The 26485-nt window shown below is 65.5% G+C and carries 25 protein-coding genes; 12 read left to right on the top strand and 13 right to left on the bottom strand.

Annotated features, from left to right (window positions below):
• Window positions 1–105 precede the first annotated feature (105 nt).
• Window positions 106–1128 carry a PfkB family carbohydrate kinase gene (locus tag AC1POX_RS00600; protein ID WP_372356621.1) on the top strand — a complete coding sequence of 341 codons (1023 nt, stop codon included), beginning with the start codon at window positions 106–108 and terminating at the stop codon, window positions 1126–1128.
• Window positions 1129–1310: 182 nt separating this feature from the next.
• Here AC1POX_RS00600 and AC1POX_RS00595 read toward each other — a convergent pair whose 3' ends face one another.
• Window positions 1311–1598, bottom strand: a complete 288-nt coding sequence (locus AC1POX_RS00595) for a hypothetical protein (RefSeq protein WP_008573901.1) — start codon at window positions 1596–1598, stop codon at window positions 1311–1313.
• 167 nt (window positions 1599–1765) lie between these two features.
• Entirely contained in the window at window positions 1766–2974 is a 1209-nt protein-coding gene (gene fabV, locus AC1POX_RS00590) for an enoyl-ACP reductase FabV (RefSeq protein WP_057681988.1), read from the bottom strand.
• 279 nt (window positions 2975–3253) lie between these two features.
• Here fabV and AC1POX_RS00585 point away from each other — a divergent pair, with 279 nt between their 5' ends.
• Both AC1POX_RS00585 and AC1POX_RS00580 read left to right on the top strand, forming a co-directional pair.
• The gene (locus AC1POX_RS00585) at window positions 3254–6601 is read left to right on the top strand and encodes an nSTAND1 domain-containing NTPase (RefSeq protein WP_372356620.1); all 3348 of its coding nucleotides are present in this window, start codon (window positions 3254–3256) and stop codon (window positions 6599–6601) included.
• A complete protein-coding gene (locus AC1POX_RS00580) occupies window positions 6598–6996 on the top strand; it encodes a hypothetical protein (RefSeq protein WP_031420549.1) in 399 nt (132 codons plus the stop codon). The genes AC1POX_RS00585 and AC1POX_RS00580 overlap by 4 nt, the downstream gene beginning before the upstream one ends.
• A gap of 121 nt (window positions 6997–7117) precedes the next feature.
• On the opposite strand, the gene AC1POX_RS00575 is transcribed toward AC1POX_RS00580, so the two are convergent.
• From AC1POX_RS00575 to AC1POX_RS00560, 4 genes are all read right to left on the bottom strand, one after another.
• Entirely contained in the window at window positions 7118–7666 is a 549-nt protein-coding gene (locus AC1POX_RS00575) for a hypothetical protein (protein WP_218557702.1), read from the bottom strand.
• 289 nt (window positions 7667–7955) lie between these two features.
• A complete protein-coding gene (locus tag AC1POX_RS00570) occupies window positions 7956–8354 on the bottom strand; it encodes a hypothetical protein (RefSeq protein WP_218557703.1) in 399 nt (132 codons plus the stop codon).
• A 600-nt stretch (window positions 8355–8954) separates the two neighbouring features.
• Complete coding sequence (locus tag AC1POX_RS00565; protein WP_014088941.1) at window positions 8955–9587, bottom strand: response regulator transcription factor; 633 nt, start codon at window positions 9585–9587, stop codon at window positions 8955–8957.
• Window positions 9584–10783: a sensor histidine kinase gene (locus tag AC1POX_RS00560; RefSeq protein ID WP_372356619.1), complete on the bottom strand. Its 1200-nt coding sequence runs from the start codon at window positions 10781–10783 to the stop codon at window positions 9584–9586. Before AC1POX_RS00560 ends, AC1POX_RS00565 begins: the two co-directional genes overlap by 4 nt.
• A 60-nt stretch (window positions 10784–10843) precedes the next feature.
• Here AC1POX_RS00560 and AC1POX_RS00555 point away from each other — a divergent pair, with 60 nt between their 5' ends.
• The 4 genes from AC1POX_RS00555 (at window position 10844) to lldD (ending at window position 14895) form a co-directional block, all read left to right on the top strand.
• Window positions 10844–11410, top strand: coding sequence for a methyltransferase family protein (locus AC1POX_RS00555; protein WP_008573922.1), 567 nt, complete (start codon window positions 10844–10846; stop codon window positions 11408–11410).
• 215 nt (window positions 11411–11625) lie between these two features.
• Window positions 11626–12048 (top strand): DUF2141 domain-containing protein, encoded by a 423-nt coding sequence (locus AC1POX_RS00550; RefSeq protein ID WP_031420540.1) that lies wholly within the window; start codon window positions 11626–11628, stop codon window positions 12046–12048.
• 26 nt (window positions 12049–12074) lie between these two features.
• Window positions 12075–13589 carry a carotenoid oxygenase family protein gene (locus tag AC1POX_RS00545; protein WP_011345856.1) on the top strand — a complete coding sequence of 505 codons (1515 nt, stop codon included), beginning with the start codon at window positions 12075–12077 and terminating at the stop codon, window positions 13587–13589.
• Window positions 13590–13728: 139 nt separating this feature from the next.
• Window positions 13729–14895 carry an FMN-dependent L-lactate dehydrogenase LldD gene (gene lldD / locus AC1POX_RS00540; RefSeq protein ID WP_008573929.1) on the top strand — a complete coding sequence of 389 codons (1167 nt, stop codon included), beginning with the start codon at window positions 13729–13731 and terminating at the stop codon, window positions 14893–14895.
• Window positions 14896–15032: 137 nt separating this feature from the next.
• Here lldD and ku read toward each other — a convergent pair whose 3' ends face one another.
• A complete protein-coding gene (gene ku, locus AC1POX_RS00535; RefSeq protein ID WP_008573931.1) occupies window positions 15033–15992 on the bottom strand; it encodes a non-homologous end joining protein Ku in 960 nt (319 codons plus the stop codon).
• Window positions 15992–16390 carry a hypothetical protein gene (locus AC1POX_RS00530; RefSeq protein ID WP_033478792.1) on the bottom strand — a complete coding sequence of 133 codons (399 nt, stop codon included), beginning with the start codon at window positions 16388–16390 and terminating at the stop codon, window positions 15992–15994. Before AC1POX_RS00530 ends, ku begins: the two co-directional genes overlap by 1 nt.
• Before the next feature lie 150 nt (window positions 16391–16540).
• Here AC1POX_RS00530 and AC1POX_RS00525 point away from each other — a divergent pair, with 150 nt between their 5' ends.
• On the top strand, window positions 16541–16720 hold the full coding sequence (locus AC1POX_RS00525; RefSeq protein WP_008573948.1) for a hypothetical protein: 180 nt from the start codon (window positions 16541–16543) through the stop codon (window positions 16718–16720).
• Between the two features lie 102 nt (window positions 16721–16822).
• Here AC1POX_RS00525 and AC1POX_RS00520 read toward each other — a convergent pair whose 3' ends face one another.
• From AC1POX_RS00520 to AC1POX_RS00500, 5 genes are all read right to left on the bottom strand, one after another.
• On the bottom strand, window positions 16823–17218 hold the full coding sequence (locus AC1POX_RS00520; RefSeq protein ID WP_372356618.1) for a DUF779 domain-containing protein: 396 nt from the start codon (window positions 17216–17218) through the stop codon (window positions 16823–16825).
• Between the two features lie 176 nt (window positions 17219–17394).
• A complete protein-coding gene (adh, locus tag AC1POX_RS00515; RefSeq protein ID WP_008573955.1) occupies window positions 17395–18924 on the bottom strand; it encodes an aldehyde dehydrogenase in 1530 nt (509 codons plus the stop codon).
• Between the two features lie 386 nt (window positions 18925–19310).
• A complete protein-coding gene (locus tag AC1POX_RS00510; RefSeq protein WP_014088935.1) occupies window positions 19311–19829 on the bottom strand; it encodes a hypothetical protein in 519 nt (172 codons plus the stop codon).
• A gap of 194 nt (window positions 19830–20023) precedes the next feature.
• Complete coding sequence (locus AC1POX_RS00505; RefSeq protein ID WP_031420532.1) at window positions 20024–20320, bottom strand: hypothetical protein; 297 nt, start codon at window positions 20318–20320, stop codon at window positions 20024–20026.
• A gap of 110 nt (window positions 20321–20430) precedes the next feature.
• Window positions 20431–22569: a TonB-dependent receptor family protein gene (locus AC1POX_RS00500; protein ID WP_372173198.1), complete on the bottom strand. Its 2139-nt coding sequence runs from the start codon at window positions 22567–22569 to the stop codon at window positions 20431–20433.
• A 156-nt stretch (window positions 22570–22725) separates the two neighbouring features.
• Between AC1POX_RS00500 and AC1POX_RS00495 the strand changes: the two genes are divergently transcribed.
• The 4 genes from AC1POX_RS00495 (at window position 22726) to AC1POX_RS00480 (ending at window position 26462) form a co-directional block, all read left to right on the top strand.
• A complete protein-coding gene (locus tag AC1POX_RS00495; protein WP_277575496.1) occupies window positions 22726–23928 on the top strand; it encodes an amino acid aminotransferase in 1203 nt (400 codons plus the stop codon).
• A gap of 267 nt (window positions 23929–24195) precedes the next feature.
• Complete coding sequence (locus AC1POX_RS00490) at window positions 24196–25206, top strand: class 1 fructose-bisphosphatase (protein WP_008573980.1); 1011 nt, start codon at window positions 24196–24198, stop codon at window positions 25204–25206.
• Window positions 25207–25528: 322 nt separating this feature from the next.
• On the top strand, window positions 25529–25996 hold the full coding sequence (locus tag AC1POX_RS00485) for a hypothetical protein (RefSeq protein ID WP_031420529.1): 468 nt from the start codon (window positions 25529–25531) through the stop codon (window positions 25994–25996).
• Between the two features lie 79 nt (window positions 25997–26075).
• On the top strand, window positions 26076–26462 hold the full coding sequence (locus AC1POX_RS00480) for a hypothetical protein (protein WP_372356617.1): 387 nt from the start codon (window positions 26076–26078) through the stop codon (window positions 26460–26462).
• Window positions 26463–26485 lie beyond the last annotated feature (23 nt).

The following is a 26485-nucleotide window of genomic DNA, read 5'->3' as shown; positions in this document are numbered from 1 at the left end:
GTAGCAGCCGGCATTTCGTGCCGGCTAGAATGACACCGATGGTCATCCAAATGCGTGGCGGCGCCCCCACCGCGTCACGCATCACCCAGCCGAGGTAATTGCCGCATGAGCCGTGCCCGTATCCTGTGTTTTGGTGAGTTGTTGCTGCGCCTGGGGGCGCCTGGTCATGAGTTGCTGCTGCAGCAGCCTCGGCTGGACGTGCATTGCGGCGGTGCGGAGGCCAACGTCGGCGTATCGCTTGCGCATTTCGGCCACGAGGTGGCGATGGTCAGCACGGTGGCGGACAACCCGTTGGGCGCCGCGGTGCTGGGCGAACTGCGCCGGAACGAAGTGGATACCCGCCATGTGCGGCGCGTGGACGGCCGCATGGGCCTGTATTTCTTGACCACCGGGGCGATCCATCGCCCCAGCGAAGTGATCTACGACCGCGCCGACTCGGCCTTTGCGCTGGCACCGGCCGACGCCTACGACTGGCCGCGTCTGCTGGAAGGCGCGCAGTGGCTGCACCTGTCGGGGGTGAGCCCGGCATTGGGCGCGGAGGTGGCACAGGCCACGCTGGCGGCGGCACGTGCCGCGCGTGCGGCCGGGGTCAAGGTGTCGTTCGACGGCAACTACCGGCCCAAGCTGTGGCAACGCTGGCAGGGCGATGCGCGCGGCATCCTGCATCAGCTGTTTGCCTGCGCGGATGTGGTGTTTGCCGACTACCGCGACATCGGCGTGGTGCTGGGCGGCGAGTTTGCGCAGGACACGCTGGAAGCGCGCGTGGAAGCGGCCGCGCAGCAAGCCTTCGCTGCCTTCCCGCAGCTGCAGTTGATGGCGTGCACGCAACGCGTGGCGCACAACGTGGACCACCACAGCCTGGGCGCGATGCTGGTGCCGCGCGATGGCGCGGTGGCGCGTGCGCCCAGCGAGGAACTCACCCCCATCATCGACCGCATCGGCGGTGGCGATGCGTTTGCGGCCGGCGTGCTGCATGGCCTGATCGAAGGCTGGTCGTTGGAGGACACGGCGCGCTTCGGCCTGGCCGCCGGTTGCCTGAAGCATTCGATTCCCGGCGATTTCAATCCGCTGTCGGTAGCCGATGTGCAGGCCTGCGTGGGCGATGCGCGGTTTGATGTGAAGCGCTGACGCGCTGGGAATCGGGATTGGGGAATCGGGAATCGGAAGAGCGCTGGATTTCTGCGCTTTTTCTGAAGGTGGTAATCACAGCGCGCGTTCTCTAATGACGAGCAGGCGTTGCGTGCCAGCAGGCGTGGTCTGCGGGCAGTGGGCAGATGCTCGCTAGGTATTGTCTGCAGCGCTCACGGGTTTCAAGCCGGTCTGCGTGCGCGGCGTTTGTTGATGATCCATGCCATTGCGGTACTCACCAACACCACGCAGACCGATGCCGGAATGCTGAAGAACGACGCAATCACCAGCGCGTTTTGCCACGGCGGTGCCGAGCCGTCCTGCATCACCACGGAGCAAACCACGGTCGTGGTGATCAGCAGATTGATCAGTGCCTTGAGCGCGCCGTGCATCCGGATAAAGCGCAACAGCACGGCGCAGACGCCGCTGACCAGAAAGGCCAGGACGAGGTGGGCAATGAGTTTGTCCATTGGGGGCGGAGATTTGGGATGAGGGAATGGGGATTCGTCACAGCAAAGGCAACCAGCATCGCGTGCCGGTTGTCCTTGCCGCAAAACGTTCGGGTCCGTCGAAGATCAGCGATGCAGCCATCCACCGCTCTTGCCAATCGCTAAACCCCAATCTCTAATCCCGGCAATCAAGCCAACTCGATGCAATCGAACTTCACATCCGTCTCCACATCGGCGTCGTAATCCACGTCGGTGCGCTCGAAGCCGAACAGCTTGAGGAACTCGTGCTTGTAGCCGGCGTAGTCGGTAAGCTCGAACAGGTTCTCGGTGGTGACCTGCGGCCACAACGCCTTGCAGGCGTCCTGCACGTCGTCGCGCAATTCCCAGTCGTCCAGGCGCAGGCGGTTTGCGTCGTCCACCTGCGCCGGCTGGCCGTCTTCGCGGTACAGGCGCTCGCGGAACAGGCGGTCGAGCTGCTCGATGGTGCCTTCGTGCAAGCCCTTTTCTTTCATGATCTTGTAGACCATGGAGATGTATAGCGGCATCACCGGAATGGCCGCGCTGGCCTGGGTGACCACCGACTTGAGCACCGCCACATTGGCGCCGCCACCGCGCTTGGCCAGGCGTGCATTCAAGCGCTGCGCGGTGTGGTCCAGATCGACCTTGGCCTTGCCGAGTGCGCCATGCCAGTAGATCGGCCAGGTGATTTCGGTGCCGATATAGCTGAAGGCCACGCTGCGCGCGCCATCGGCGAGCACGCCGGCGCCTTCCAGCGCGTCGATCCACAATTCCCAATCCTGCCCGCCCATCACGGTGACGGTATCTTCGATCTCCTGCGCGCTGGCCGGCTCGATCGAGGCCTGGATGATGGTGTCCTTGTTGGTGTCGATGGCGGTGGCGGTGTAGGTCTGCCCGATCGGCTTGAGCGCCGAGCGCTTCACTTCGCCGCTGCCCGGCAGCTTGCGCACCGGCGAGGCCAGCGAATACACCACCAGGTCGACCTGGCCGCCCATCTCGGTCTTGATCAGCTCGATCACCTGCGCGCGTGCGGCATCGGAAAACGCATCGCCATTGATCGACTTGCTATACAGCCCGGCCGCCTTGGCATGCTTGTCGAATGCGGCCGAGTTGTACCAGCCGGCCGTGCCGGCCTTGCTGGCGGTGCCGGGTTTTTCGAAGAACACGCCCAGCGTGTCTGCACCGAACCCGAAGGCAGCGGTGATGCGCGAGGCCAGGCCGTAGCCGCTGGACGCGCCGATCACCAGCACTTTCTTGGGCCCGTCAGTGCGTACGCCACGCGCACGCGTTGCGGCAATCTGCTCGAGCACATTGCGCTCGCAGCCAAGCGGATGCGTGGTGGTGCAGATGAAACCGCGCACTTTGGGATGGATGATCAACGTGGACTCCTGGTCAGCAAGATGCTGGCGGCATCTTAGTGCGTGTGGCGCGCGCGAAACAGCCTGATGCGTAACACACGCCGCTGTATGGAAGCACGTGAGGCCCACCGCGGGGCAGCCTGACGCCAGCACCTGCGCGCGCGCCGTAACGAACAGCGACCGCAATCGACTTACCCGGCAGCGGGCTGTGCTACGTTTCGGCCCTGCCGTGCCGTGCCTGGCCGCGCCTGAGGGCGATTGTCGAGGCCCCTTCCAGTTGTGCGACCGGTTATTTGAGCGATGTCTCTTCGAAGCGAGCGCGTCACGCAGCTGGGCTCCGTTCCGCGGTTCCGTCTTGGGCCATTGCTGGTCGAGCCGGAGCGGCTGACGCTGATCGACGACGGCCGGACCATCACGCTGGAACCGCGCATGATGGAAGTGCTGATCGCGCTGGCCGAGCGCGCCGGCGAGGTCATCAGCGCCGAGCAGTTGTTGATCGAGGTGTGGCACGGCAGCTTCTACGGCGATAACCCGGTGCACAAGACCATCGCCCAGCTGCGCCGCAAGCTGGGCGATGACAGCCGCCAGCCGCGCTTCATCGAAACCATCCGCAAGCGTGGCTACCGGCTGCTGCCGAAGGTGGTGTTTCCCGACGATTACCGCGGTGCGGTGATCGGTCCGCAGGCGTGGGGGCACGGCAACCCGTACATGGGGCTGCAGGCATTCGACCCGGCACATGCAGACGTGTTCTTCGGCCGCAGCCATGCGATTGCGCAGGTGCTGGGCGCGTTGCGCGCGCAATTGCACAGCCAGCGTGGCCTGGTGCTGGTGAGCGGCGCCAGCGGCTGCGGCAAGACCTCGTTGCTGCGCGCCGGCGTGGTGCCGTTGCTGTGCCAGCCCGGCGGCCTGGATGGGCTGGAGGCCACCGCGGTGGCGTACTGCAACCTGGCGCAATGCCGCGGCGGCGATGTGCTGGATACGCTCGCACGCGCATTAAGCGAGTGGGCACCAGGCGGGCGCACGGTGTTGTCGCCGGCGCAGACGGCACGCCTGCCCGAATGGCTGCAGCAACCTGCGCCGCTGCATGCGGCCATCGACGAGGCGATGCGCCAAACCGGCCCGGCGCGCGAGAACGTGCACACCCGGCGCCATCTGCTGCTGGTCATCGACCATGCCGAAGCGATGGTGGCTACGCCCGGCATCACGGCCGCCGATCGCGCTGCGCTGGCGGCCGCCTTGCACGCGCTGTGCGCCAGCGCGCACGTGGCCGTGCTGATGCTCACCCGCAGCGATTTTTATCCGCGCCTGATCGATGCGCTGCCGGACATCGTCGAGCTCAAACGCGGCGATGGGCACGTGGATCTGCTGCCGCCACGCGATGGCGAGATTGGCCAGATCATCCGCGTGCCGGCAGCGATGGCCGGGCTGCGCTTCGAAGAAGACCACAGCGGCGCCGGCCGCCTGGACGATGTGCTGCGCGATGCCACCACGCGCCAGCCCGATGCGTTGCCGTTGCTGCAACATCTGCTGCATGCCCTGCATGCGCAGCGCAGCGACGACGGCTTGCTGACATTTGCCGCGTATCGCGCCCTGGGCGGCCTGGAAGGCGCGCTGGCGCATCATGCCGAGCAGACGTTTCGCGCATTGCCCTCCAATGCGCAGGCCGCGTTGGGCGAAGTGCTGACGCTGCTGAGCGTGATCCACCCCGACAGCGATGCCGTCACCGCGCGGCGTGCGCTGTGGTCGGCATTGCCGGCCAGTGGCGCAGCGCGCGTGCTGGTGGATGCGTTCGTGCATGCGCGCCTGTTCGTCAGCGAGCTGGTAGCCGGCGAACCGGGCTTTGCGGTCGCGCACGAAGCCTTGTTGCGGCAGTGGCCGCGTGCGGCCGAGTGGATCCATGAAAACCGCCGCCTGCTGCAGGCGCGCAAGCGGCTGCAACTGGCGGCACAACGCTGGGCCGCCGAAGGCCGGCGCAGCGATCACTTGCTCAACAGCGGCCGCCCGCTGAGCGAAGCACGCGAGGCTGCGCGACGCATGCCGCAGGATCTGGACGCACTGGATCATGCCTTCCTGCGCGCCTGCGAACGCTCGCAACGCCAGCGCCGCAGCGTATACGCCGCCGCCGCCGCACTGCTGGCGGTGCTGGCCAGCGCCTCGCTGCTGCTCGGCTGGCAGGCGCGCCAGGCCCAGCAAGTGGCCGAACAACGCCGCGATCAAGCGCAGCAACTGGTGGGCTACATGCTGGGCGATCTGGCCGAGCAGTTGCGCACCGTGGGCAACCTCAAACTGCTCGATAGCGTCGGCAGCCGTGCGCTGCGTTATCTGGAGGATCTGCCCGAGTCGGGCATGGCAACCGGTGATCTGATCAACCACGCACGTGCGCTGCGTACCACCGGCGAAGTGCTGATGAATCAGGGCAAGCTGGAAGAGGCGCAGGCCGCATTCACGCGTGCCGCGTCCACTGCCGAGCAGGCGCGTACCCAGGCGCCGGACGCAGTGGACGCGCATGCGGAAATAGGTCAGACGGCGTATTGGCTGGGCAACATGGCCTATCGCAGCAAACAGTTTCCGTTGGCGCGCACCCATTGGTCGCAGTATCTGGCCGCCAGCGAATGGTTGGTGCGCACCGCGCCGGATGATCCACACTGGCAACTGGAGTTGTCGTACGCGCTCAACAATCTTGGCACGCTGGCGCGTAGCGAAGGGCAGGTCAACACGGCGATCGGCTTGTTCGCCCGCTCGATCGCGCTCAAACGCCAAGTATTGGCGCGTACCCCAGACAACGCGTCCGTGCGCTATGAGCTTGTCGACAGCCTTTCCTGGCTGAGTCTGGCGCAGGAAACCCAGGGCCTGCTGGCACCGGCCGAACAGGGCTATCGCGAACAGATCGAAACACTGCGCCTGCTAGTGCAGCACGATCCCGATGCCAACGCCTGGCGACGGCGCATGGCCACCTCGTTGGTGCGCACCTCCAATCTGGCGCTGGCACGCGGTCACCTGGCGCAGGCGCAAGCCGACGCGCAAGCCAGCGTGGGGATGCTGGAACCACTGGTCGCGCAACAGCCGGACAACCGCACCTGGCGCCGCGATCTGGCGCATGCCTATGCGCAGGCCGGCTGGGTGGCCGCGCTGGACGGGCACGCCGCTGCTGCCACACGCCAACTCACCCAGGCGCGGCAAACGCTGGCAGGCGTGCTGGCGCACCAGCCGCTGCCGGAATGGGAATGGCTGGACGCCATCATCGCACTGCGCTTGAATCGGGTGCAGGGACTGCACGGCGACCGTCAGACGGCCAGTCTGGCGGCGATCGTGGCGCGGCTGGATGCCTTGCATCAGGCCAAACCGGCCGACCTGATCGGCGTGTCGGCGCTGGCGACTGCATTGGTCTGGTATGGCGAACAGCTGGACGCCAGCGGCGATCACGTCGGTGCACGCGCCGCCTGGCAACGTGCCGTGGCAGTGCTCGGCGCCGATATCGGCAATAGTCGCGACAAGACCTTGCTCGACCCCTGGATTCGCGCACAGATTCATCTGGGTCGGCGCGCTGCCGTGACGCAACAGCTCGGATGGCTGTATCAAGCGGGCTACCGCCACCCGGGATTCGTTTCCCTCTATGCCCCGCTCTTCAAGGAATCACCAACGTCATGACCGATCCCAAGATCATCCCCATCACACTGACCGTGGCGCACGTTGAGTTCGGCGGCAATACCGGCAGGGGCGCCTACTTCTACAGCTTCTCGCCGGACCTGCTCATCTGTGGCAAAGGCGAACAGGGCGTGACCCTGCGCTACGCGTTCTGCAAATCGGTGCCCCACCGCTTCAAGATCATCAGCCTGCTGAATTCCGATTCGACGGGGCAGATCGGCCCGGCGGAAATTGCCTCCGACGGCAGTTGGGTGCAGGTGGTCAATGCCAATAAAGACCGGACACTGATCTTTTTCAGCGTGGTGGTGAAAGATACCCACACCGGCAAGCATTTCAGCTGCGACCCCCAGGTCGGCAACGATCCGGAAATTTCGCCGACCGAATTCGGGCGTCACTGATCCTTGAGTCCATCTCCGTCCGACGGTTCGCCGCCGGACGGGAGCCGCCGCGCGATCGAGCGATGGCTCAGTTGCACACAATAAGAGACCCGACCGCCGCGGAGCGCCTGCATGCAGGTGCTCAGTTGGTGTCCCGAACGTAGGTATCGATTGCCTTGGGCGTCAGGGCAATCACGCGACCTGCAGGAAAACTGGATATCACATAGTTGTCTGGCGCATCGCTTTTGAAAGGCACGTCGAACGTGGACGCTAGAGTGCGCGCCCACCCTTCCGGGTAGGTGCTGCCGCTGACATGGACAACACTCATCGAAGGCCAATGCACTTGGCGTTTTGTCTGCGGATCCGTCAGGTCGGCCTGGCCGATCAGCACCCGACGCGATTGGAGAGGATGTGTTTTGGCACGTGCTGCTGGCTGCAGCTTGAAGCTATAGGTTCCGCTTTCAGGGTAATACAGCTCGATGATCGATGCCGGCGAGGCAACGGTGACTTGAAATTCTTTCTCGTACCCGGCCTTGGTTGACCTGGCGCCCTCAAGCAGGCGCCACTGGTGATCGGCAATCGGACGCGCCGATACGATGATCGCGCCCCCTTGTTCCAGTATCGGCGCGTCGAGGGTCACGATCAGTCGCGACGATAACGTCGGCTGCTTTGCACAGCCGGTGGCGGCCATGAGCAAACATGCGATAGCCAAAACGGCGCAGCCAATCCGATACCTGCCCATCGTGTCACTTCCTCAACGCTGCACACCAGCATGGCCGCTCCATGCGGCCTTGCGTCTTTATACGTCCCTTCGCATCGACCGTGTTGCTGCGCGTCTAGCGCGTGTCGCCCGATCCTGCAGGATGACGGCGTGCTGCTGCCAGCCCGCGGCATCGATCTGGCGCCGCATGCACTGCGTGGCGCCTGCTCCTTGCCGCCGCTGCGGGCGTGGTGCATTCCAGGTAATCCTAGGAGCGTGGTTAGATGTCGGCCGACCTGCGCAGCCGCTCGTCGCGCTCGGTTCCGTTGCTGAAAGCCGGCTTGATCTGGCCACGGCTCGACCACGTGCCGGCCGTGCCCGTGCCGATGCCCGCGCATTCAGGGTCATCGGTTTGGCCGACCTGGCGTGGGCGACTCGCCAGACCTTGCCGGCAACCTTCTCCATCGAAGCGCCTGATCAGTCGATCGCAGGCATGGGCAGCAGTTCCCCGCACTGCCGACGCGCATCCCACGACGACCCGCATGTCGCGTTCGGCGACCGTTTGGATCGGCAGGGCTGCGCGGGGCCAACTGACCGGCAATTCGGCCTGGGTCGACGCCCCCCAGGCGCTGGTGAACAGCACGACGATCAACACGAACCACGACCGGACCAGGCGCATGACGGACTCCGCAGCAGACCGGAGCGCGGCGCGTCCCCGGGCGGCGTCGCTGGCCGCCGGATCACCCTTCATGCGCGGCCCCGCGCCAGACCTGACGGCAACCTTACGGTTGCTGGCCGACGCTGGCGGTTGCCCATAAACCCTTATGGAACAGTCACATAGAAATGCAGGCCTGAACGAGCTCGGCACTCGGGACAGCGTGTGGGCGGGGCGAAACGGCAGCAAGTGGTATTGGCCGTACCCTCACCCCCAACCCCTCTCCCGAGGGGAGAGGGGCTTGCGTCGTGTCGGGCAGCAAGCGAACTTCGGTCCTTCTACCGCGGGACAAGGTGGCGCGTAGTTACAGGAAGACGGTGCAAGGCTGCGCACTGTTCTGGGATGCAAAGCGGGATCGGCCGGTGAGGCCGACTGCAAGTTAAGGCCACGGCTGAGCTTGTCCGAGGTGGCTGTCTTCCGCCGTACCCTCACCCCAACCCCTCTCCCGGAGGGAGAGGGGCTTAGGTTCTCTTTAGCTCTAGGGCTTTCCGATCCGGTCCCCACCTGCCCGCTTTTCCGAGTCCCAAATCCCGATTCCCATTCCCCATTCCCGATTCCCCGCCCTCAAATCACCCGCAACGTGATCGCCTTCAACACCGCCCGGGTGCGGTCGCGGGTGCCCAGCTTTTCCAGGATGGTGGAGACGTAGTTCTTCACCGTGCCTTCGGCCAGGAACAGGGTGCGGGCGATTTCCTTGTTCGAATAGCCGCCGGCCAGCAGGCGCAGGATCGCCACCTCGCGTTCGTTGAAGGTCTCCCGCGGGGCCTGCTGGTCGCGGAACTGGTAGCGGGCGCGCACCGGGTCGGTGCTGACCGGCTGCAGCAGGGTGTCGCCTGCGGCAACGCGCTCGATCGCCTCGCGCAGGTCTTCCGGGGCGGCGTCCTTGAGCAGGAAGCCCTGCGCGCCGGCCTCGCTGGCGCGTAGCAGCAGGTCGCTGTCGTCGAAGGTGGTGAGCAGCAGCACGGGGGTGCGGTCGCCGCGGGCGCGCAGCTGCTCCAGTGCCTGGATGCCGTCCAGGCCGGGCATGCGGATGTCGCTGAGCACCACGTCCACCGTATGGATGGCCAGCGCATCCAGCAGGCCCTGGCCGTCGTCGGCCTCGCACACCACCTCCACGCCCTGCTGCTGCAACAACGCGCGCAGGCCGGCGCGCACCAGGATCTGGTCGTCGGCCAGGGCAATACGACGTGAACTCATACCGGTAGTCTCGCAATCAGGTGCATGCCGCCCGTGGGTGTGCGGCCAAGGTCCAGCTGGCCGTGCAATGCGGCCAGGCGTTCGCGCATGCCGGTAATGCCGTTGCCTTCGCGGATGCGCTCGGCGCGGCGGCCATCGTCGCAGATGTCCACGTGCAACTGTGCGCCTACGCAATGCAGGTGCACGGCCACTTCATCGGCGTCGGCATGCCGCACGGAATTGGTCAGCGCTTCCTGCACCAGCCGCAGCAGCAGCTCGGCCACGCGCGCATCGGTGACACGCACGTCGGCATCGATCTGCAGGCGCAGCGTCGGGCGCGGGAACGGGGCGGCCAGCGCGCGCAAGGCGGTCTGCAGGTCCAGGCCCTGGTCGTCGCGCAGCGATTGCACCACGTTGCGGATGTCCGACAGCAGTTCGGCCGATAACTGCTCCACCACCGCCACCTCGTCGCGCTGCGCCAGGGCCGGGTCGGCGCTGAGCAGGCGCAGGTTGATGCGCATGGCGGTGAGCTTGTGCCCGGCCACATCGTGCAACTCGCGCGCCAGCCGCAAACGCTCGGCATCGCGCGCACTGTCGGCCAGCAGCGCGCGGGTGGCCAGCAGATCGGCGTTGACGTAGGCCAAGGTGTCGCGCGCCCGCTCGGCACTGCGGGCGTAATGCGCGGTGAGTGCGGCAAAGGCCTGGAAGCCGGCATAGATGCTCACGATCAACAAGGCCCGATCGAAGCCGGCGTGCACTAGCACCGCGTACATGCCCGCGTTCAACACCAGCGCCAGCAGCAGCACGCGCAACGGCGGCCAGGTCATGCCCGCCTGCGCCACCAGCATCACCAGCAGGACCGGCGCGGTGCCGGCACGCGGCTCCATCCAGACCAGCAGCAATGCCAACGCCGCCTGCAGCAGGGTGGCCACCGTGCGCAATGCATGCGTTTGCGGCAACACGGTGTGCACGACGAACAATGCGGTAAAGCCGGCCAGCGCGCCCCAGCGCCAGGCACCGTAGGCAGACGCATCGGGCATGAACGACAGCGCGACCGCGGCAATGGTGAACGCAGCGGCCAGGCGCAGGGGGTGCAACAGGTGGCGGAAGGAAGAGTTCATGCGGCGATGCTGACCGCCATGCAGGCGCTCGGCAATGGTGCGCAGGCAGAAGGTGACTTCTGGCAGGTGGGATCGATGACCTGCGGCCCCTGGCATGGGTGCAGTGCGCGCGCAGACTGGCCTCATCCACTCACCGCGTTGCCAAGGAGTCACACCATGTCCGCTTCCAGTCTGTTCATCGCGCTCAATCTGGTCTGGGGTGGCTATGAGCTGCTGCTCAGCCGCCGTCGCCGCGCCGGCGATGGTGGCGCGCACGATCAAGGCACCCTGAAATACCTGTGGCGCGTGTTGTCTGCGGCGGTGGCCGTTGCAGTGATGCTGGCCTACAGCGGCCTGGCGCACTGGCCGCTGGGTTGGGCGGGGCCGCTGCAGTGGGCCGGCTGCGCCTTGATCGGCAGCGGGCTGGCGTTGCGCGTGTGGGCCATCCAGGTGCTGGCGCGCTGGTTCACGGTGGACGTGACCATCCAGCCCGATCACCAGTTGGTGCGTCGCGGCCCGTATCGCTGGCTGCGGCACCCGTCGTACACCGGCGCGCTGCTGGCGTTTTACGGGCTGGCGCTGGGCATGGGCAATGCGTTGTCGGTGATGGCGATCGTGGTGCCGGTGACCTGGGTCTTCCTGTACCGCATTCGCATCGAAGAGGCCGCGTTGCAGCGCGCCTTCCCGGTGGCTTACCCGGCGTATGCGAAGCAGAGCCGGCGCCTGCTGCCGCTGGTGTGGTGACGGCGCAGACAGCAGCGGCGTCGCATGGATGCCAGGCAGTGCTTCGTCTGCTTGCACCCAGGTTCGGCCCACACGACATGCCACCTGGCGGGCTGCTGCGAGTATGGGCGGCCCCACACGGTCCGATCTGCGACGGCCGCCAGCGCAGCAAGGTGGATACGCTGCGTACGATCGGTCCCACCGCGTCGCATCCCTATCGTTGCCAGGAGAGTTGCATGCTCGCCCGTCCCTATCCCGTTGTTGCGCTCGCATGGCTGCTCGGCAGCGCCGGCGTGCACGCCGCCGACCTGAACGTGGACGTCAGCGGCTTGCGTTCGCAACAAGGCAAGCTGCGCATCGCGGTGATCGCCTCGGCCGCACAACTGGACAGTGCACAGCCGCCGGTGCAGGCGCAGACGCTGCCGATCACCAGCAGCACACCGCACATCCAGTTCAAGAATCTTCCGCCCGGCCGTTATGCCGTGATGATCAATCACGACGAAAACGCCAACGGCAAGCTGGACACCAACCTGATCGGCATGCCGGTGGAAGGATACGGCTTCAGCAACAACCCCACCGGCATGCGCAAGCCTGGCTTGGACGAGATCGTCTTCGACCTGCCGGCCAGCGGGAAGCGCATCAGCGTGCAAATGCGCTGACACCGGCACGCGATAGGAGCGCTGCCATGCACCGTCGTCGCTTTCTGCAATCCCTGTTGGCCGCCGGCGGCAGCGCTGCGCTCGGCAGCTGGATGTTACGCAGTCTGCCTGCACACGCCGCAGAAGCGGCAGCGTTTCATACACAGTTGCAGCGCACACCGTGGCTGCTGGGCTGGCGCAGCGTGACCAGCCCCACCTTCGGGCCGACCACCACGGCAGTGCAGGGCAAGCTTCCCGAAGGACTGGCAGGCAGCCTGTATCGCAATGGCCCGGCCTGGACCGAGCGCGCCGGGTTCCGCTACGAACACTGGTTCGATGGCGATGGCATGGTGCATCGCTGGCAGCTGGGCGGCACCCAGGTGCAGCACGTCGGGCGCATGGTGGCGACGCATAAATTCACCCAGGAACAGCAGGCCGGACGTTTTCTGTATCGCGCCGCTGGCACCTCCGTGCCCGACATGCAGCCGGTCCGCAATAACGACGACGTCAACACCGCCAATACCTCGGTGGCGATGCTCAATGGCCGGTTGTTCGCATTATGGGAAGCGGGATCGGCGATCGAGCTGGATCCGGATGCGTTGCGCACGCTCGGCCCGGTGACCTGGCGCGACGATCTGGCTGCGATGCCGTTTTCCGCACACCCATTGATCGACCGCGACGGCAGCGCATGGAACTTCGGCTCAATCAATGCGGCAGGCGCCAGCGGCGTGGTGCTCTGGCACCTGGGCGCAGATGCCACGTTGCGTCACGTGCAGCTGCTGCACACCGACGCCCCCGGCTATATGCACAGCTTTGCCATGACAGATCGGCATTTGATTCTGGTCATGGCGCCGTACCGCCGGCTGGACGGCGAGGGCGCGTTCTTCGAAAGACTGCGCTTTACGCCCGAAGCGCCATCGCGGATTGCGGTGGTGCCCAAGGATGCGTTGGACCAACCACGCTGGTTTGAAGCCGACTTTGCGGTGGCATACCACTTTGCCGACGCCTATGCGCATCGCGACCGCATCGTGGTGCGCGCCATCGTGTACGACGATCCGGAGCAGGCGCGCTCGCCAATGCGTGCGGCCATGCACGGCGACCCGGCGGCCGCACCATCACAGGTGCAACTGCGCAGCCTGCATCTGGACCTGAGCAACGGCCGCGCGCACTGGCAGCCGCATCCGGTGGATAACCTGGAATTGCCGTTGTACGACCGCCGCACCCCGACCACCACCGGCGCACGCCTGTATGCGCCATGCATCGATGGGCCCGACAACTCGCCGTTCCTCAATGCCGTGGCCGGCTATGACCTGGAACGCGACCGCCGCCAGGTGCATCGCTACGGGCCGGACGTGCTGGCCGAGGAACATGTGTTCGTCCCCAGGCCCGGCAGCGACCGCCCAGACGATGGCTGGCTGGTCGGCACCGTGCTGGACACCCGCCGCGGCCGCACCGGGCTGATGGTGCTGGACGCACGACATATCGATGCCGGGCCGGTGGCCCAGGCATGGCTTCCGTACGCGCTACCGCTAGGGTTTCACGGGCATTTTGCGCCCGCCTAAGCGGGCGCACTGCAACGGGCATGGCACTGCGTCGAGCCGCATCCAGACCTAGAGTGCCGACTCGCTGCCCCGGTGCCGTGCCGTCTTGGATGGATCGTCTTACACTCGGCCGCTCCCCGCCGCTGCCGTCCCGTCTTCGATGATCATTTCCGCCGCTTCCGACTACCGCGCCGCTGCGCAAGCACGCCTGCCGCCCTTCCTGTTCCATTACATCGATGGCGGCGCGTATGCCGAGCACACCTTGCGGCGCAATGTCTCGGACCTGGCCGATGTAGCGCTGCGCCAGCGGGTGCTGCGCAATATGTCGGATCTGCGCCTGAGCACCGAGCTGTTCGGCGAAACGCTGGCGATGCCGGTGGCATTGGCGCCGGTCGGCCTCACCGGCATGTATGCACGCCGCGGCGAAGTGCAGGCCGCGCGTGCGGCGGCCGCGCGCGGCATTCCCTTCACCCTGTCCACGGTGTCGGTGTGCCCGATCGAAGAAGTGGCGCCGGCCATCGAACGGCCGATGTGGTTCCAGCTCTATGTGCTCAAGGACCGTGGCTTCATGCGCAATGCGCTGGAACGGGCCAAGGCCGCGGGCGTGACCACGCTGGTGTTCACCGTGGACATGCCCACGCCGGGCGCGCGCTACCGCGATGCGCACTCGGGCATGAGCGGGCCCAATGCCTCGCTGCGGCGCATGCTGCAGGCAGTGACGCACCCCCGCTGGGCGTGGGACGTGGGCTTGCTCGGCAGGCCGCACGATCTGGGCAACATCTCCGCCTACCGCGGCAGCCCCACCGGCCTGCAGGATTACATCGGCTGGCTGGGCGCCAACTTCGACCCGTCCATTGCCTGGAAAGACCTGGAATGGATCCGCGAATTCTGGACCGGGCCGATGGTGATCAAGGGCATCCTGGACCCGGAGGACGCACGCGATGCGGTGCGCTTCGGCGCCGACGGCATCGTGGTCTCCAACCACGGCGGCCGTCAGCTCGACGGCGTGCTGTCCAGCGCACGCGCGCTGCCAGCCATTGCCGATGCGGTAAAGGGCGAACTGAAGATTCTGGCCGATTCGGGCATCCGCAGCGGGCTGGATGTGGTGCGCATGCTCGCGCTCGGTGCCGATGCGGTATTGCTGGGCCGCGCGTTCGTCTACGCGCTGGCGGCCGCCGGGCAGGCCGGCGTGGAAAACCTGCTGACCCTGATCGAAAAGGAAATGCGCGTGGCGATGACGCTGACCGGCACGCATTCCATCGCCGAGATCAGCGCCGACGCGTTGAGCCGGGTGACGCGCGAGCGGGCAGAGACGATCTCGCCTTGACGCCGCAAGACCGTAGCGCGTGATCGAGCGCTGTGAGCGGTTCGCCAGGCAGCTGACAGAAAGTGCCTCACCATTCGCGGCCAAGCGCGCGCCGACAGGCGGGCATGCCGCCCGTACCGTCCGTGCTGCGCCCCCGCCTATCCCGCCTTGCGCCTGGGCGCGGCCGTCTTGGCGGCAGTCTTCTTGGCCGCCTTGCCTGCGGTCTTCCTGACGGCTTTCTTCGCCGCTTTCTTGGTCGCCGCTTTCTTTGCAGGTGCGCTTGCCGTTTCGGCCGTGCTGGATTTCTTGGCTGGCGTGCGCGTATTGGCCTGCAGGCTCTTCTGCAGCAACGACATGAAGTCCACCACGTTGGTGGTGGCGTCTTCGTGCTGAGGGGGTTCCACGTCCACGGTGGTCGTGCCGCCCTTTTCCTGGATGCGCTTGCGCAAGATCTTTTCCAGCTTGCCGCGGAATTCGTCGTGGTAATCCTCCGGCTGCCAGGTGCCGGACATCGACTCGATCAGCTGCTTTGCCATCTCCTGTTCCTTGGGCGTGATGCGGTACTCGCCCACCGCACCGGCCGGCAGCTTGAAGTCCTGCGGGTCCACCACCTCCTGCTGATAACGCAGCAACAACAGGATCAATGCATCGCCCTGCGGCATCACCGCCGCCAGATACTCGCGGGTGCGGATCACCACCTTGGCAATGCCTACCTTGCCGGTGTCGCGCAAGGTTTCGCGCAACAGCACGTACCCCTTTTCGGCCTTCTTGCCCGGCACCAGGATGTAGGGCTTTTCGAAATAGCGTGGGTCGATGTCGGCTGCATCGACAAAGGTTTCCACCTCGACCGTTTCATGGCTTTCCGGCGCCGCAGAGCGGATATCCTGTTCTTCGACGATGACGTAGCTGCCCTTGTCGTATTCGAATGCCTTGACGATCTCCTTCCACGGCACCTCATCGCCGGTGTCGGCATTGACGCGTTCGAAGCGGATCGGTTTTTTGTCGCGCGAATCCAGCATCCGGAAATGCAGATCCACCTTGCGCTCGCCCGACATCAACGACACCGGCACGTTGAGCAAGCCGAAGGAAAGGGTGCCGGTCCAGATCGGTCGTGCCATCAGTGCGCTGCTCCATGAATTGCGGCTTCGGGAATGTGGTCCAGGGCCAGCCAGGCATCTTCGACAATGTCGCGCACATGCGGCCAGTCCAGTCGCGAGGCTCCACGCATGCTGTCCCACTGCGCAGCCAGGGCCTGCTCGCAATCGATATCGGCCCCGCGCGGCCAATCGGCAGCGTGGGTGATCCGCGCAAACGCATAGGCCGGCGATAAATCGCGCCAGGTGGGCCCGCCACGCCGGCGGCGGCGCTGGTAGTCGGCCAGGCTGTAGCAATGGAAATCCTGCGCCACGCCAGCCGTATCCGGCATGCGTGACTTGCGCGGCGCGCGCCTGGGCGGAGCGGGCTCGACATGGGCACTGAACAGGCGACGGTCGGGACGGCGATCCTGGGGGCGCATGGGCGGCTCCACGGGGCGGCATGGGGGCTGACATCAGTAACGCCGCTGCCGTGAGCCATGCGTGAGAAATTCGCTTGCATTGCGCGATTTGCGTGCCCTTCACCGCAGGCGCGGTGAACTGCTCGCCCATCTTGCTGTCAGGAGTCCACCATGTCCCGCGACCCGTTACGCGACCAACCCACCCAGCCGGGCGAACAACACGGCAAGCGCGACGCCGAACACTATGAAGACCGCGGCGCCGGCGATGCGCCCGGGCGCCTGATTCCTGCCGATGACCAGACGCCGGCCAAGAAGCCGGGAAGCGCGCCATCGACGGGGACCGATGACTGAAGAGGTGTTCCTGGCGGGTCTCTGGCTGAAAGCGTGGGTTGAAAGACAAACCAACCTGCACCAGGCCGATCCGTGATCACGGGGCAAATCTCACCGCGTGGCTCACGCCCGGCCGGCCTGCTGCAACCGTGCGAATTCATCATCATCAAACAGCCGCGACCGCACCAGGAAGCGCACACCTTCCCCATTTTCCAGCGAAAACATGCCACCGCGCCCCGGCACCACATCGATGATGAGCTGGGTGTGCTTCCAGTATTCGAATTGCGGCGCGCTGATGTAGAACGGCGCGCCGCCGATCTCGCCCAGCAAGACGTCGCGGTCGCCGACGATGAATTCGCCGACCGCAAAACACATCGGCGAAGACCCATCGCAGCAGCCGCCGGATTGGTGGAACAACACATCGCCATGCTGGGCACGCAGCTTGTCGATCAGCTGCAGTGCCGCCAGCGTGGCCGTTACCTGGGCCGGCAGCTCAGTGCGCGAGGTGCTGTCTTGCATCGGCTAACTCCTGCGGCCGCTCCGGCCGCCTTGTCGAGCACAATACCCTGCCGCTATGTGCGGGCGTGCATGCACGCGGACACCGTGTGCATGCCTTTGCATCGATGGTGCAGCAGAACAAGCCCGGCTGGCTTTCGTGTGCGCAAACATCGAGGCGGTCAGCCACGCAGCTGCCGTTAGAAAAGCCCCAGCGCCTTCGGCGAATAGCTCACCAACAGGTTCTTGGTCTGTTGATAGTGGTCGAGCATCATCTTGTGGTTTTCGCGGCCGATGCCCGACTGCTTGTACCCGCCAAATGCAGCATGCGCCGGGTAGGCGTGATAGCAGTTGGTCCACACGCGGCCAGCCTGGATCGCGCGGCCCATCCGATACAGGCGCGAAGCGTCGCGACTCCAGAGGCCGGCACCCAGGCCGTATAGCGTGTCGTTGGCGATCGCCAGCGCGTCGGCTTCGTCCTTGAAGGTGGTGACCGAGACCACCGGGCCGAAGATCTCCTCCTGGAACACGCGCATCTTGTTGTGCCCCTTGAACACCGTGGGCTTGACGTAAAAGCCCCCGGCCAGGTCGCCCTCGAGCGTGTTGCGCTCGCCGCCGATCAGCACTTGCGCACCTTCCTGCTTGCCGATATCGATGTAGGAGAGAATTTTTTCCAGCTGCTCACTGGACGCCTGCGCACCGACCATGGTGTTGGGATCGAGCGGATTGCCCTGCTTGATCGCCGCCACGCGCGCAAGCGCCTTTTCCATGAACCTGTCGTAGATGGATTCCTGGATCAGCGCGCGCGACGGGCAGGTACACACTTCGCCTTGATTGAAGGCGAACAGCACGAAGCCTTCCACCGCCTTGTCGAGAAAATCGTCGTCTTCGGCCATCACATCGGCGAAGAAGATGTTGGGCGATTTGCCACCCAGCTCCAGCGTCACCGGAATCAGGTTCTGGCTGGCGTACTGCATGATCAGCCGGCCGGTGGTGGTTTCGCCGGTGAACGCAATCTTGGCGATGCGCGGGTTGCTGGCCAGCGGCTTGCCGGCCTCCAGGCCGAAGCCGTTGACCACGTTCAACACGCCAGGCGGCAGCAGGTCGCCGATGAGTTCCATCAACACCAAAATCGAAGCCGGCGTCTGCTCTGCCGGCTTCATCACCACGCAGTTGCCGGCGGCAAGCGCCGGCGCGAGTTTCCAGCACGCCATCAGCAGCGGGAAATTCCACGGAATGATCTGCCCCACCACGCCCAATGGTTCGTGGAAGTGATACGCGATGGTGTCGCTGTCGATCTCGGAAATACCGCCTTCCTGCGCGCGGATGGCACCGGCGAAATAGCGGAAGTGGTCCACGCACAATGGCACGTCGGCATTGAGCGTTTCGCGCACCGGCTTGCCGTTGTCCCAGGTCTCGGCGTACGCGAGCAGTTCGAGATTCTGTTCGATGCGGTCGGCGATCTTGAGCAGTACGTTAGAGCGCTCGGTGGTGGAGGTCTTGCCCCACGCCTCCTTGGCCGCGTGCGCAGCATCCAGCGCCGCTTCGATATCCGGAGCGGTGGAGCGCGCGATCGAGGTAAAGACCTTGCCGTTGATCGGCGTGGTGTTGTCGAAATACTGACCATCCTTCGGCGCGACCCACTTGCCGCCGATGAAGTTGTCGTAGCGCGGTTTGAAGATCGACTGCGGATCGGTGTTGAGCGGCTTGGTGGCAGGTTGCGCGTTCATCGTGATCTCCTGGCAAGTGGTCCGATGCGAACGTGTATACCCGCGCAAGTGCTAGCGCAATGTCATGTGCGATGCTGTTGCGCTGCGTCATCGTGGAACCGGGATTGACCCTGCCATTCCCGCAGAAAATACGCTGCAGCGCGTCATCGGCCTGACGTCGATGGCACTGCAGCAGAATGGCGTATGCCGCGCCGTTTCGTCTGGCCGCCGGCTTGCGGCATCTGTCGCAACGCAGGTTCGCCAGTGAGGCACTGACACACTGAACATCGGCGAGGAGAGCAAGGCGTGTAGCGCACGCGGCAAGCACGTCGAGTCAATCAACGCAACGCGGGCGGTGACACGACTGCCAGGCTTGTGCATTCACCGAGCTGACGCTGCCAACCGCGCTAAGGTTTGCCAGTTACCGTCACACCGTGCTCTGCTGCCGTGCCGATGGCCATGGATTGCTCCGGTGGCACTTGGCAGTCGGTTGCCGTTTGTAGCCGGTAAGAGCGCAGCTGCCATGCGGCACTCCGACCGGACTGCTCCCAGGAATAGACCCAACGATGGCGTTGGCCGGCAGTACAGGCGTCGATCGTGATTTCGTCGCGCGGCTGGCCGCGTGCGGGCAGCGGCGCGGCGTTGCTGATGTCATCGGCGCGCGTATTCAACGGACGATCGAAGATGGCGGTGCTGATGCGCACCGCGCCCAGCGCTGCGGCATCGGCCGGCGGCGGCGTTTGCCTGGGCTGCGTCCCCAGCCTGGATTGCTGCTGCAACCACGCGTGGATTTGTGCAATGGCCGGAGTGCCGGCCGGATAGTCGCGCACGATGCGCATATCCACGTGGTCTGCCCACGCGGCGTGGCAGACCAGCAGGCCGGCCGCCATCGCCGCCACCATGACCGTTCGCTTGCAGACCATCATCGTTGCGCTCCATGCCGTGAATGCGCGGCAGAGGCTAGCATGCCGATCTGACGGTGCCTGGCTCGGCGCCGACTTGCTCGGACTTGCGCAGGAGGCTGTCTACCAGAGCGCAACGCGCTGCGAGCACGTACAGGCAGCAGCGCAACCTTCAGTCTCGCCATCGGCTAGTCCCATCGGCACCGCGCAATAGCGCACTAGCCGGCCGCGGTACTTCCTCTCGCACGCCATTGCCGCACTGCCGCAAGCACGCGCTTGCCGTCGGTCGCGCTGCTGTCGCGTGCAGCGTAGTCGTGTGGCCTGGCTTGAACGTGGGCCGCCAACGTTGCGCAGGCGGCATGCTGGCCTGCCAGCACGGCGGCACGCTCGGTGGCGTCCAACAGCAGCAGGATCGAAAAGCCGGCGGCCGAGATCGCGCAGTTGATATCCAGCCAAGAGCGATCACCCTCGGAGAGAAGAAACCAGTCGGCAGGGGCGTGGTCGATGACGATCATGCTGGTGCGGTATGGCGTAGGGATTGGTCTGATCGGGACAGCCTCGTCGCGCCCGGGGGCGCTCCTACAAGGCCACGGTGCATAGTGGCGTGCGGTGCGTGGAATGTTTCTCAGCCGCCAAAATCCCACTGCAATCCCACCGTGTAGGTGCGGTCCGGGCCGGGCTCGTAGTAGCGGCCGTTGCCATCGTTGACGATGACCGAGCCCACGTACTGCCGGTCCAGCACATTGTCGATGCGTGCGAAGGCGCGCAATGCGCCCTGCGCGGTGGTCCAGCGCCGGGAGGCTTCCAGGTTCACCAAGGCGTAGCCGGGTGCACGTTCGGTGGCCAGGTCGTTGACCACGGTGGCGCCGGAGGCCACCGATTCGGCAGCCAACTGCCATTGCGCCGGCTGCCATTGCCAGCGCGCAAACAGTTGCTGGCGCGGCACGCCCGGCAGGCGCGAACCACTGGCCACCAGTGCGGTGGGCGTGGCGCAGCCGCTGCTGGCACAGGTGAGGTAGCCGTCGCGCACGGTGGCATCGACGAAGGTATAGGCCAGCTGCAGCTGCTGGGCGGCACCGATCGGCTGTTGCCAGCTGAGCTCCGCGCCCTGGCGCCGGGTGGCGCCGATGTTGCGATAGGTGCTGCGCCCATTGGTATTGCTGGCCACCGCCAGCTCGTCGTCGGTATCGGCGCGGAAGACCGCAAATTCCAGCGCCGCGCCGCTTTGCGCGCGCCACTTGCTGCCCACTTCGTAGTTGCGGCTGGTGGCCGCGCCCAGGTCCAGCGCCAGGCCGGCGCCGCCATCGCTGCGGTACCCCAGTTCGTTGAAGGTGGGCGTTTCGAAACCGCGCCCGACCGACGCGTAAAACCGCAGATCCTCGTCGGCGCGGAACACGATGCCGGCCACCGGCGTGGTCGCGGAATAGTCGCGCTTGCCGCTGTCGTCGGGATTGCGGCCCACGATGTAGTGGTCGTCCGATTCGAAGCGCACGTCGCTATGGCGCACGCCCAGCAGCGCCGACCAGCGCTCGCTCCACTGCCACCACAGCTGCGCGAACTGGTCCACGTTCTGGACCTCATCGCGCTGGTTGCGGCGCAATGTGCCCTTGATGCCGAGTGTGTCGCCGACGAAATTCTCGTAACCGGTGCGGTGCTGGCGCTGGCGGTCGACATTGGTGCCCACGGTCAGCTGCAGCGGCCGGCCCAGCGCTTCGCCCTGCCAGGCCCAGCGCGCATCGGCCCCTTCGTAATTGCTGTCCAGATCGATCACCCCGCCCGAATGCAGCGGGTTGCGCTGCACCGCCACCGGAATGGCCAGGAACTGCTCCACGCTGCGCTGGCCGCCATAGGCCATCAGGCGCAGCGTCTGGTTATCCAATTGCTGGGTGAAGATGGCGCCTGCCTGCGACTGGCGCACCGACTTGCGGGTATCGAACTGGGTGGCCACCGACGTGGCCTGTGCCGGGTCGGCAGTGAACTGGGCGCGGGTCAGACCGAGCGGGTCCTGGGCATCGGGTGCGTCCAGATAGTTGAGCACCAGGTCCAGCCGGCGGCCCTCGGCCAGATCGAAGCCGAGCTTGGCGTTGACCGAGTCGCGCCTGGCGCGGCTATGCGCACGGAAGCCATCGGTGTCGAAACGATTGGCCGCCACGTTGTAGTGCACCGCGCCCTGCTGGCCGAGCAATTGCGCACCGACGTTAACGGTGGCGTTGCTGCCATAGGTGGCGCGCAGACGCCACGGGTCGTCCGGTTGGCCATCGGCGCTCCACAGCTGCAGCACGCCGCCGGAAGAGTTGCCGTACAGCGCCGAAAACGGCCCGCGCAGCACTTCCACCCGTTGCGCGCCCAGCACGTTGAAGTGCGACAGCTGGCCCTGGCCGTCGGGCATGCTGGCCGGGATGCCGTCGACCAACAGCCGCACGCCGCGCACGCCGAAGGTGGAGCGCGCGCCGAAGCCGCGGATCGACAGCTGGGTGTCCTGCGCGTAGTTCTGGCGGTCGCGCGCCACCAGCCCGGGGATGCCGTCCAGCAGCTCGGACACCTGCGCGCCACGGCGGTTGTCATCATCGGCCGCCACCACGGTGAACGAGGCCGGCAGGTCGAAGTCGTCCACCCCGCGCACGCGCGCTGCGTCCACCTGCACGGCAGGCAGGCGCTGGATCGGCGTGGAGGCGGGCGGCACCGGATCGGCAGCCAGGACGGGCGATGTGGCGCCCGTGGCGAACAGGCCGCAGGCGGCGGCCAACAAGGTGAGTCTGGACATGCAGGTAGTGTCCCTCATCCGTACTGGCAGTGCATTGTTGCGTGCGGAACGAAGCATGCTACGCCGGCCATGGGCTGCTACGATGAAGTGGTTTGGCCCAACAGCGGTCAACGATCCGGAAGTACCCCACTCTTTCGTCCTTCAGCGAGTCATGCCGTGTCCTTCTTTGCAAACGTGGAACAGGTTCCAGGCGACCCCATCCTGGGCCTGACCGAGGCCTACAACGCCGACAGCCGCCCCAACAAGGTCAACCTGGGCGTGGGCATCTATTACGACGAAAACGGACGCATCCCGCTGTTGCGCGCCGTGCACCAGATCGAGCAGCAGCTCGCGCAGGACGCCAAACCGCGCGGTTACCTGCCCATCGACGGCCTGGCCGCGTACGACAAGGCCACCCAGGAGCTGCTGTTCGGCGCCGACTCTGCGCTGGTGACCTCCGGCCGCGTGGCGACCTCGCAGACCGTCGGCGGCAGCGGTGCATTGCGCGTGGGCGCGGACCTGCTCAAGAAGCTGCTGCCCACCGCCACCATCGCCATCAGCAACCCCAGCTGGGAAAACCATCGCGCGGTGTTCGGCGCGGCCGGCTTCGAGGTTGTCGATTACACCTATTTCGATGCCGCCAGCCATGGCCTGAACTTCGACGGCATGCTCGCCGACCTGGCCAAGCTGGAGCCGGGCACCGTGGTGCTGCTGCACGCCTGCTGCCACAACCCCACCGGCGCAGACCTGAGCCGCGAACAGTGGAAGCAGGTGGCGGGGCTGTTGAAGGAACGCAACCTGTTCCCGTTCGTCGACATCGCCTACCAGGGCTTCGACCAGGGCATCGAGGCCGATGCCTATGCGGTGCGCCTGCTGGCTGCCGAAGGCATCGACAGCTACGTGGTCGCCAGCTCCTACTCCAAGTCGTTCTCGCTGTATGGCGAGCGCGTGGGCGCGCTGTCGGTGGTCTCGGCCACCGCCGCCGAAGCCAAGGCCGTGCAGTCGCAGGTCAAGCGCATCATCCGCACGATCTACTCCAGCCCGTCCACGCACGGCGCCGCGCTGGTGGCCGGCGTGCTGACCAGCCCGGAGCTGCGCGATCTGTGGGAGCAGGAACTGACCGAAATGCGCGAGCGCATCCATTCCCTGCGCGCCGGGCTGGTGGAAAAACTCGCCACGCTGGGCGCGCCGGAGTTCGACTTCATCCAGCGCCAGGCCGGCATGTTCTCGTACTCGGGCCTGACCCGGACCCAGGTGGACCGCCTGCGCGACGAGTTCGCGATCTACGCCGTCGGCACCGGCCGCATCTGCGTGGCCGCACTGAGCCAGCGCAACCTGGACTACGTGGCCCAGGCCGTGGCCACTGTCAGCCGGGTGTAATGCAGCGCGGAGCGCCATCGGCGACAGCGGCTGAAGTCATAAGCCGGGAGCGCGCAAGCCTCCCGGCTTTTTTGTGCTTGCTGCTGCACCCTCGCCCCGACGACGCACGGCGTGCTGGATGCGGTAGCGCGGGACAACCCCCCGCTTATCACACGCCATCCGCACATATTCGATCACCGGCGATGCAAACCGCGCATCAAGTGATCGAAATCTAACGCGGCAATGGCGACAATGGCGGCCCACTTCCTACACAGGCTGCCCGTTCCCATGTCGCGTCCCTCGCTGACCCGCTTCCTGATCGAAGAGCAACACGCCGGCCGTATCGATGCGGAATTGCGCCAGCTGATCACCATCGTCTCGCGCGCCTGCAAGCGCATTTCCATCGCCGTGAGCAAGGGCGCCCTGGGCGGCGTGCTCGGCGATGCCGGCACCGGCAACGTACAGGGCGAAGCACAGAAAAAGCTCGATGTGCTCAGCAACGACATCCTGCTCGAAGCCAACGCCTGGGGCGGCCATCTGGCCGCGTGCGCGTCCGAAGAAATGGACCACAGCCAGCCGGTGCCCGACCAATACCCCAGCGGCGATTTCCTGCTGCTGTTCGATCCCTTGGACGGCAGTTCCAACATCGACGTCAATGTTTCGGTCGGCACCATCTTCTCGGTGTTGCGCGCACCCAAGGGCACCGAAAAGCCGGGCGATGAGCACTTCCTGCAGCCGGGCACCCAACAGGTCGCCGCCGGCTACTGCATCTACGGCCCCAGCACCATGCTGGTGCTCACGCTGGGCCACGGTACCCACGCCTTCACCCTGGAGCGCGAAGAAGGCAGCTTCCTGCTGACCCAGGCCAACATGCGCGTGCCCGAAGACACCGCCGAATACGCCATCAACATGTCCAACCAGCGCCACTGGGAACCGGCGATGCAGGCCTACGTGGGCGACCTGCTGGCCGGCAAGGACGGCGCACGCGGCAAGGATTTCAACATGCGCTGGATCGCCAGCATGGTGGCCGACGTGCACCGCATCCTCACCCGCGGCGGCATCTTCATCTACCCCTGGGACAAGAAGGATCCGGGCAAGCCGGGCAAGCTGCGCCTGATGTACGAAGCCAACCCGATGAGCATGCTGGTGGAACAGGCCGGCGGCGCCGCCACCACCGGACGCGAACGCATTCTGGACATCCAGCCGACACAACTGCACCAGCGCGTACCGGTGTTCCTGGGCTCGAAGAACGAAGTGGCCGAAGCGACGCGATATCACCTGGATGCCGATAAGGCGTAAGGCTGCGGGTGCAGCTTGCAAGGCACGCAAACTGGATTCCACAAGACACCCGCCTAGTGCGGGTGTCTTGGTTCATGGCGCCCGCTGATTGCAGCGCTCATTAGACGATGGCAAACGAGGGCCGCCGGCGCGACATGTCTTCATGGGTCGTCATTTGACTCCACGTGTGGCAGCAGTGAGTATCGCCCTCGGGCCGGAGCCGGAGTGGGACGGTCTACGCGAAGTCGATTCCAATCGCACTGCCTTGCACCAGTCGGCCGACTGACCGCAAGGATCACGTCTGGATCAGGGAGTTCTCATGAAGACCGCACGCGTTGCACTGGTGGCTGCCGTCCTGTTGCAGGCCACCCCCGCCTTCTCCGCATCAACCACGCCATCACCACTGGTCGGAACCTGGCTGCTGGACACCAGCAGCCTGCCGATGCCGGAAGCTGTACGCCCCAAACGTGTCGTCCTGCAGTTCAAGCAGGTTCCGGGTAACAAATGGGCAACCACTGCCGACATCGTTGAACACGACGACACGAAGTTGCAGGCGCAATCCACGCTACTGCTGGACGGCACACCGGGCCAGGCGTCGGGCACCTACCTGGTGGACCGTGCCGCGGTCAAAATGCCCGAGCCCGGAGTGTTGGTGATGCAGTTGATGTATCAAGGCGTCCCGGCCTCCACCCGCACCTATACGGTCAGTGCCGACGGCAAGGTCATGACCGAAATCGAAGCGTATTTCAAGGACGGCAACCCGATGATGCGCACGGCCTATTTCAAGCGCGCGGCAAGCCAGTCCAAGTAAGCACAATCGAGCCGACGCCGCTCGCGGCGCGGCTCGATTTACTTGAGGAGCAACGGCAATTTGAAGGCAGGGAGCCTGTATGCGACATCTTTTGCCGATCGATATTCCAGCTACATTACGGCGCAGCACGTCGGTCGAGCAGTTTCTCGGAAAAAGCCCAGTCGATGCAGCATACGTTCGCCATGTCGAGCTACGGCCGGCAAACGATTGCATCGAGGTATGGATGTATGACGTCGAGGACATTGGCAGCGAAGACTCTTCGGATCTGCATGACTTCGCATATTTCGAGCCAGACGGGCCTTGTGCCCCTGCCGCCATCTTTGCGGACGCTGCCGCTGCCGTGACGTATGCCAGCAAATTCCTGGCGGCGGACCCTACTCGCTGGACTAACCTCGGGATTGCCGAGTCCGAATACCTTGACTACATTCGGGCAGGGCGGCCTTCCCGCTGGCCGGTTGCCATCTGACCCTTCATCTCGATGCCGACCAG

Source organism: Xanthomonas sp. NCPPB 3442 (assembly GCF_056725145.1).
The sequence above is the reverse complement of the archived record's forward strand: the minus strand, read 5'-3'. Positions and strand labels throughout refer to the sequence as shown.

Bases quoted from the DNA above. Each gene is read 5' to 3' on its own strand.
- AC1POX_RS00600 (WP_372356621.1), top strand. From the start codon at position 106: ATGAGCCGTGCCCGTATCCTGTGTTTTGGTGAGTTGTTGCTGCGCCTG.
- AC1POX_RS00595 (WP_008573901.1), bottom strand. From the start codon at position 1,598: ATGGACAAACTCATTGCCCACCTCGTCCTGGCCTTTCTGGTCAGCGGC.
- AC1POX_RS00585 (WP_372356620.1), top strand. From the start codon at position 3,254: ATGTCTCTTCGAAGCGAGCGCGTCACGCAGCTGGGCTCCGTTCCGCGG.
- AC1POX_RS00580 (WP_031420549.1), top strand. From the start codon at position 6,598: ATGACCGATCCCAAGATCATCCCCATCACACTGACCGTGGCGCACGTT.
- AC1POX_RS00575 (WP_218557702.1), bottom strand. From the start codon at position 7,666: ATGGCCGCCACCGGCTGTGCAAAGCAGCCGACGTTATCGTCGCGACTG.
- AC1POX_RS00570 (WP_218557703.1), bottom strand. From the start codon at position 8,354: ATGCGCCTGGTCCGGTCGTGGTTCGTGTTGATCGTCGTGCTGTTCACC.
- AC1POX_RS00565 (WP_014088941.1), bottom strand. From the start codon at position 9,587: ATGAGTTCACGTCGTATTGCCCTGGCCGACGACCAGATCCTGGTGCGC.
- AC1POX_RS00560 (WP_372356619.1), bottom strand. From the start codon at position 10,783: ATGCCAGGGGCCGCAGGTCATCGATCCCACCTGCCAGAAGTCACCTTC.
- AC1POX_RS00555 (WP_008573922.1), top strand. From the start codon at position 10,844: ATGTCCGCTTCCAGTCTGTTCATCGCGCTCAATCTGGTCTGGGGTGGC.
- AC1POX_RS00550 (WP_031420540.1), top strand. From the start codon at position 11,626: ATGCTCGCCCGTCCCTATCCCGTTGTTGCGCTCGCATGGCTGCTCGGC.
- AC1POX_RS00545 (WP_011345856.1), top strand. From the start codon at position 12,075: ATGCACCGTCGTCGCTTTCTGCAATCCCTGTTGGCCGCCGGCGGCAGC.
- lldD (WP_008573929.1), top strand. From the start codon at position 13,729: ATGATCATTTCCGCCGCTTCCGACTACCGCGCCGCTGCGCAAGCACGC.
- ku (WP_008573931.1), bottom strand. From the start codon at position 15,992: ATGGCACGACCGATCTGGACCGGCACCCTTTCCTTCGGCTTGCTCAAC.
- AC1POX_RS00530 (WP_033478792.1), bottom strand. From the start codon at position 16,390: ATGCGCCCCCAGGATCGCCGTCCCGACCGTCGCCTGTTCAGTGCCCAT.
- AC1POX_RS00525 (WP_008573948.1), top strand. From the start codon at position 16,541: ATGTCCCGCGACCCGTTACGCGACCAACCCACCCAGCCGGGCGAACAA.
- AC1POX_RS00520 (WP_372356618.1), bottom strand. From the start codon at position 17,218: ATGCAAGACAGCACCTCGCGCACTGAGCTGCCGGCCCAGGTAACGGCC.
- adh (WP_008573955.1), bottom strand. From the start codon at position 18,924: ATGAACGCGCAACCTGCCACCAAGCCGCTCAACACCGATCCGCAGTCG.
- AC1POX_RS00510 (WP_014088935.1), bottom strand. From the start codon at position 19,829: ATGATGGTCTGCAAGCGAACGGTCATGGTGGCGGCGATGGCGGCCGGC.
- AC1POX_RS00505 (WP_031420532.1), bottom strand. From the start codon at position 20,320: ATGATCGTCATCGACCACGCCCCTGCCGACTGGTTTCTTCTCTCCGAG.
- AC1POX_RS00500 (WP_372173198.1), bottom strand. From the start codon at position 22,569: ATGTCCAGACTCACCTTGTTGGCCGCCGCCTGCGGCCTGTTCGCCACG.
- AC1POX_RS00490 (WP_008573980.1), top strand. From the start codon at position 24,196: ATGTCGCGTCCCTCGCTGACCCGCTTCCTGATCGAAGAGCAACACGCC.
- AC1POX_RS00480 (WP_372356617.1), top strand. From the start codon at position 26,076: ATGCGACATCTTTTGCCGATCGATATTCCAGCTACATTACGGCGCAGC.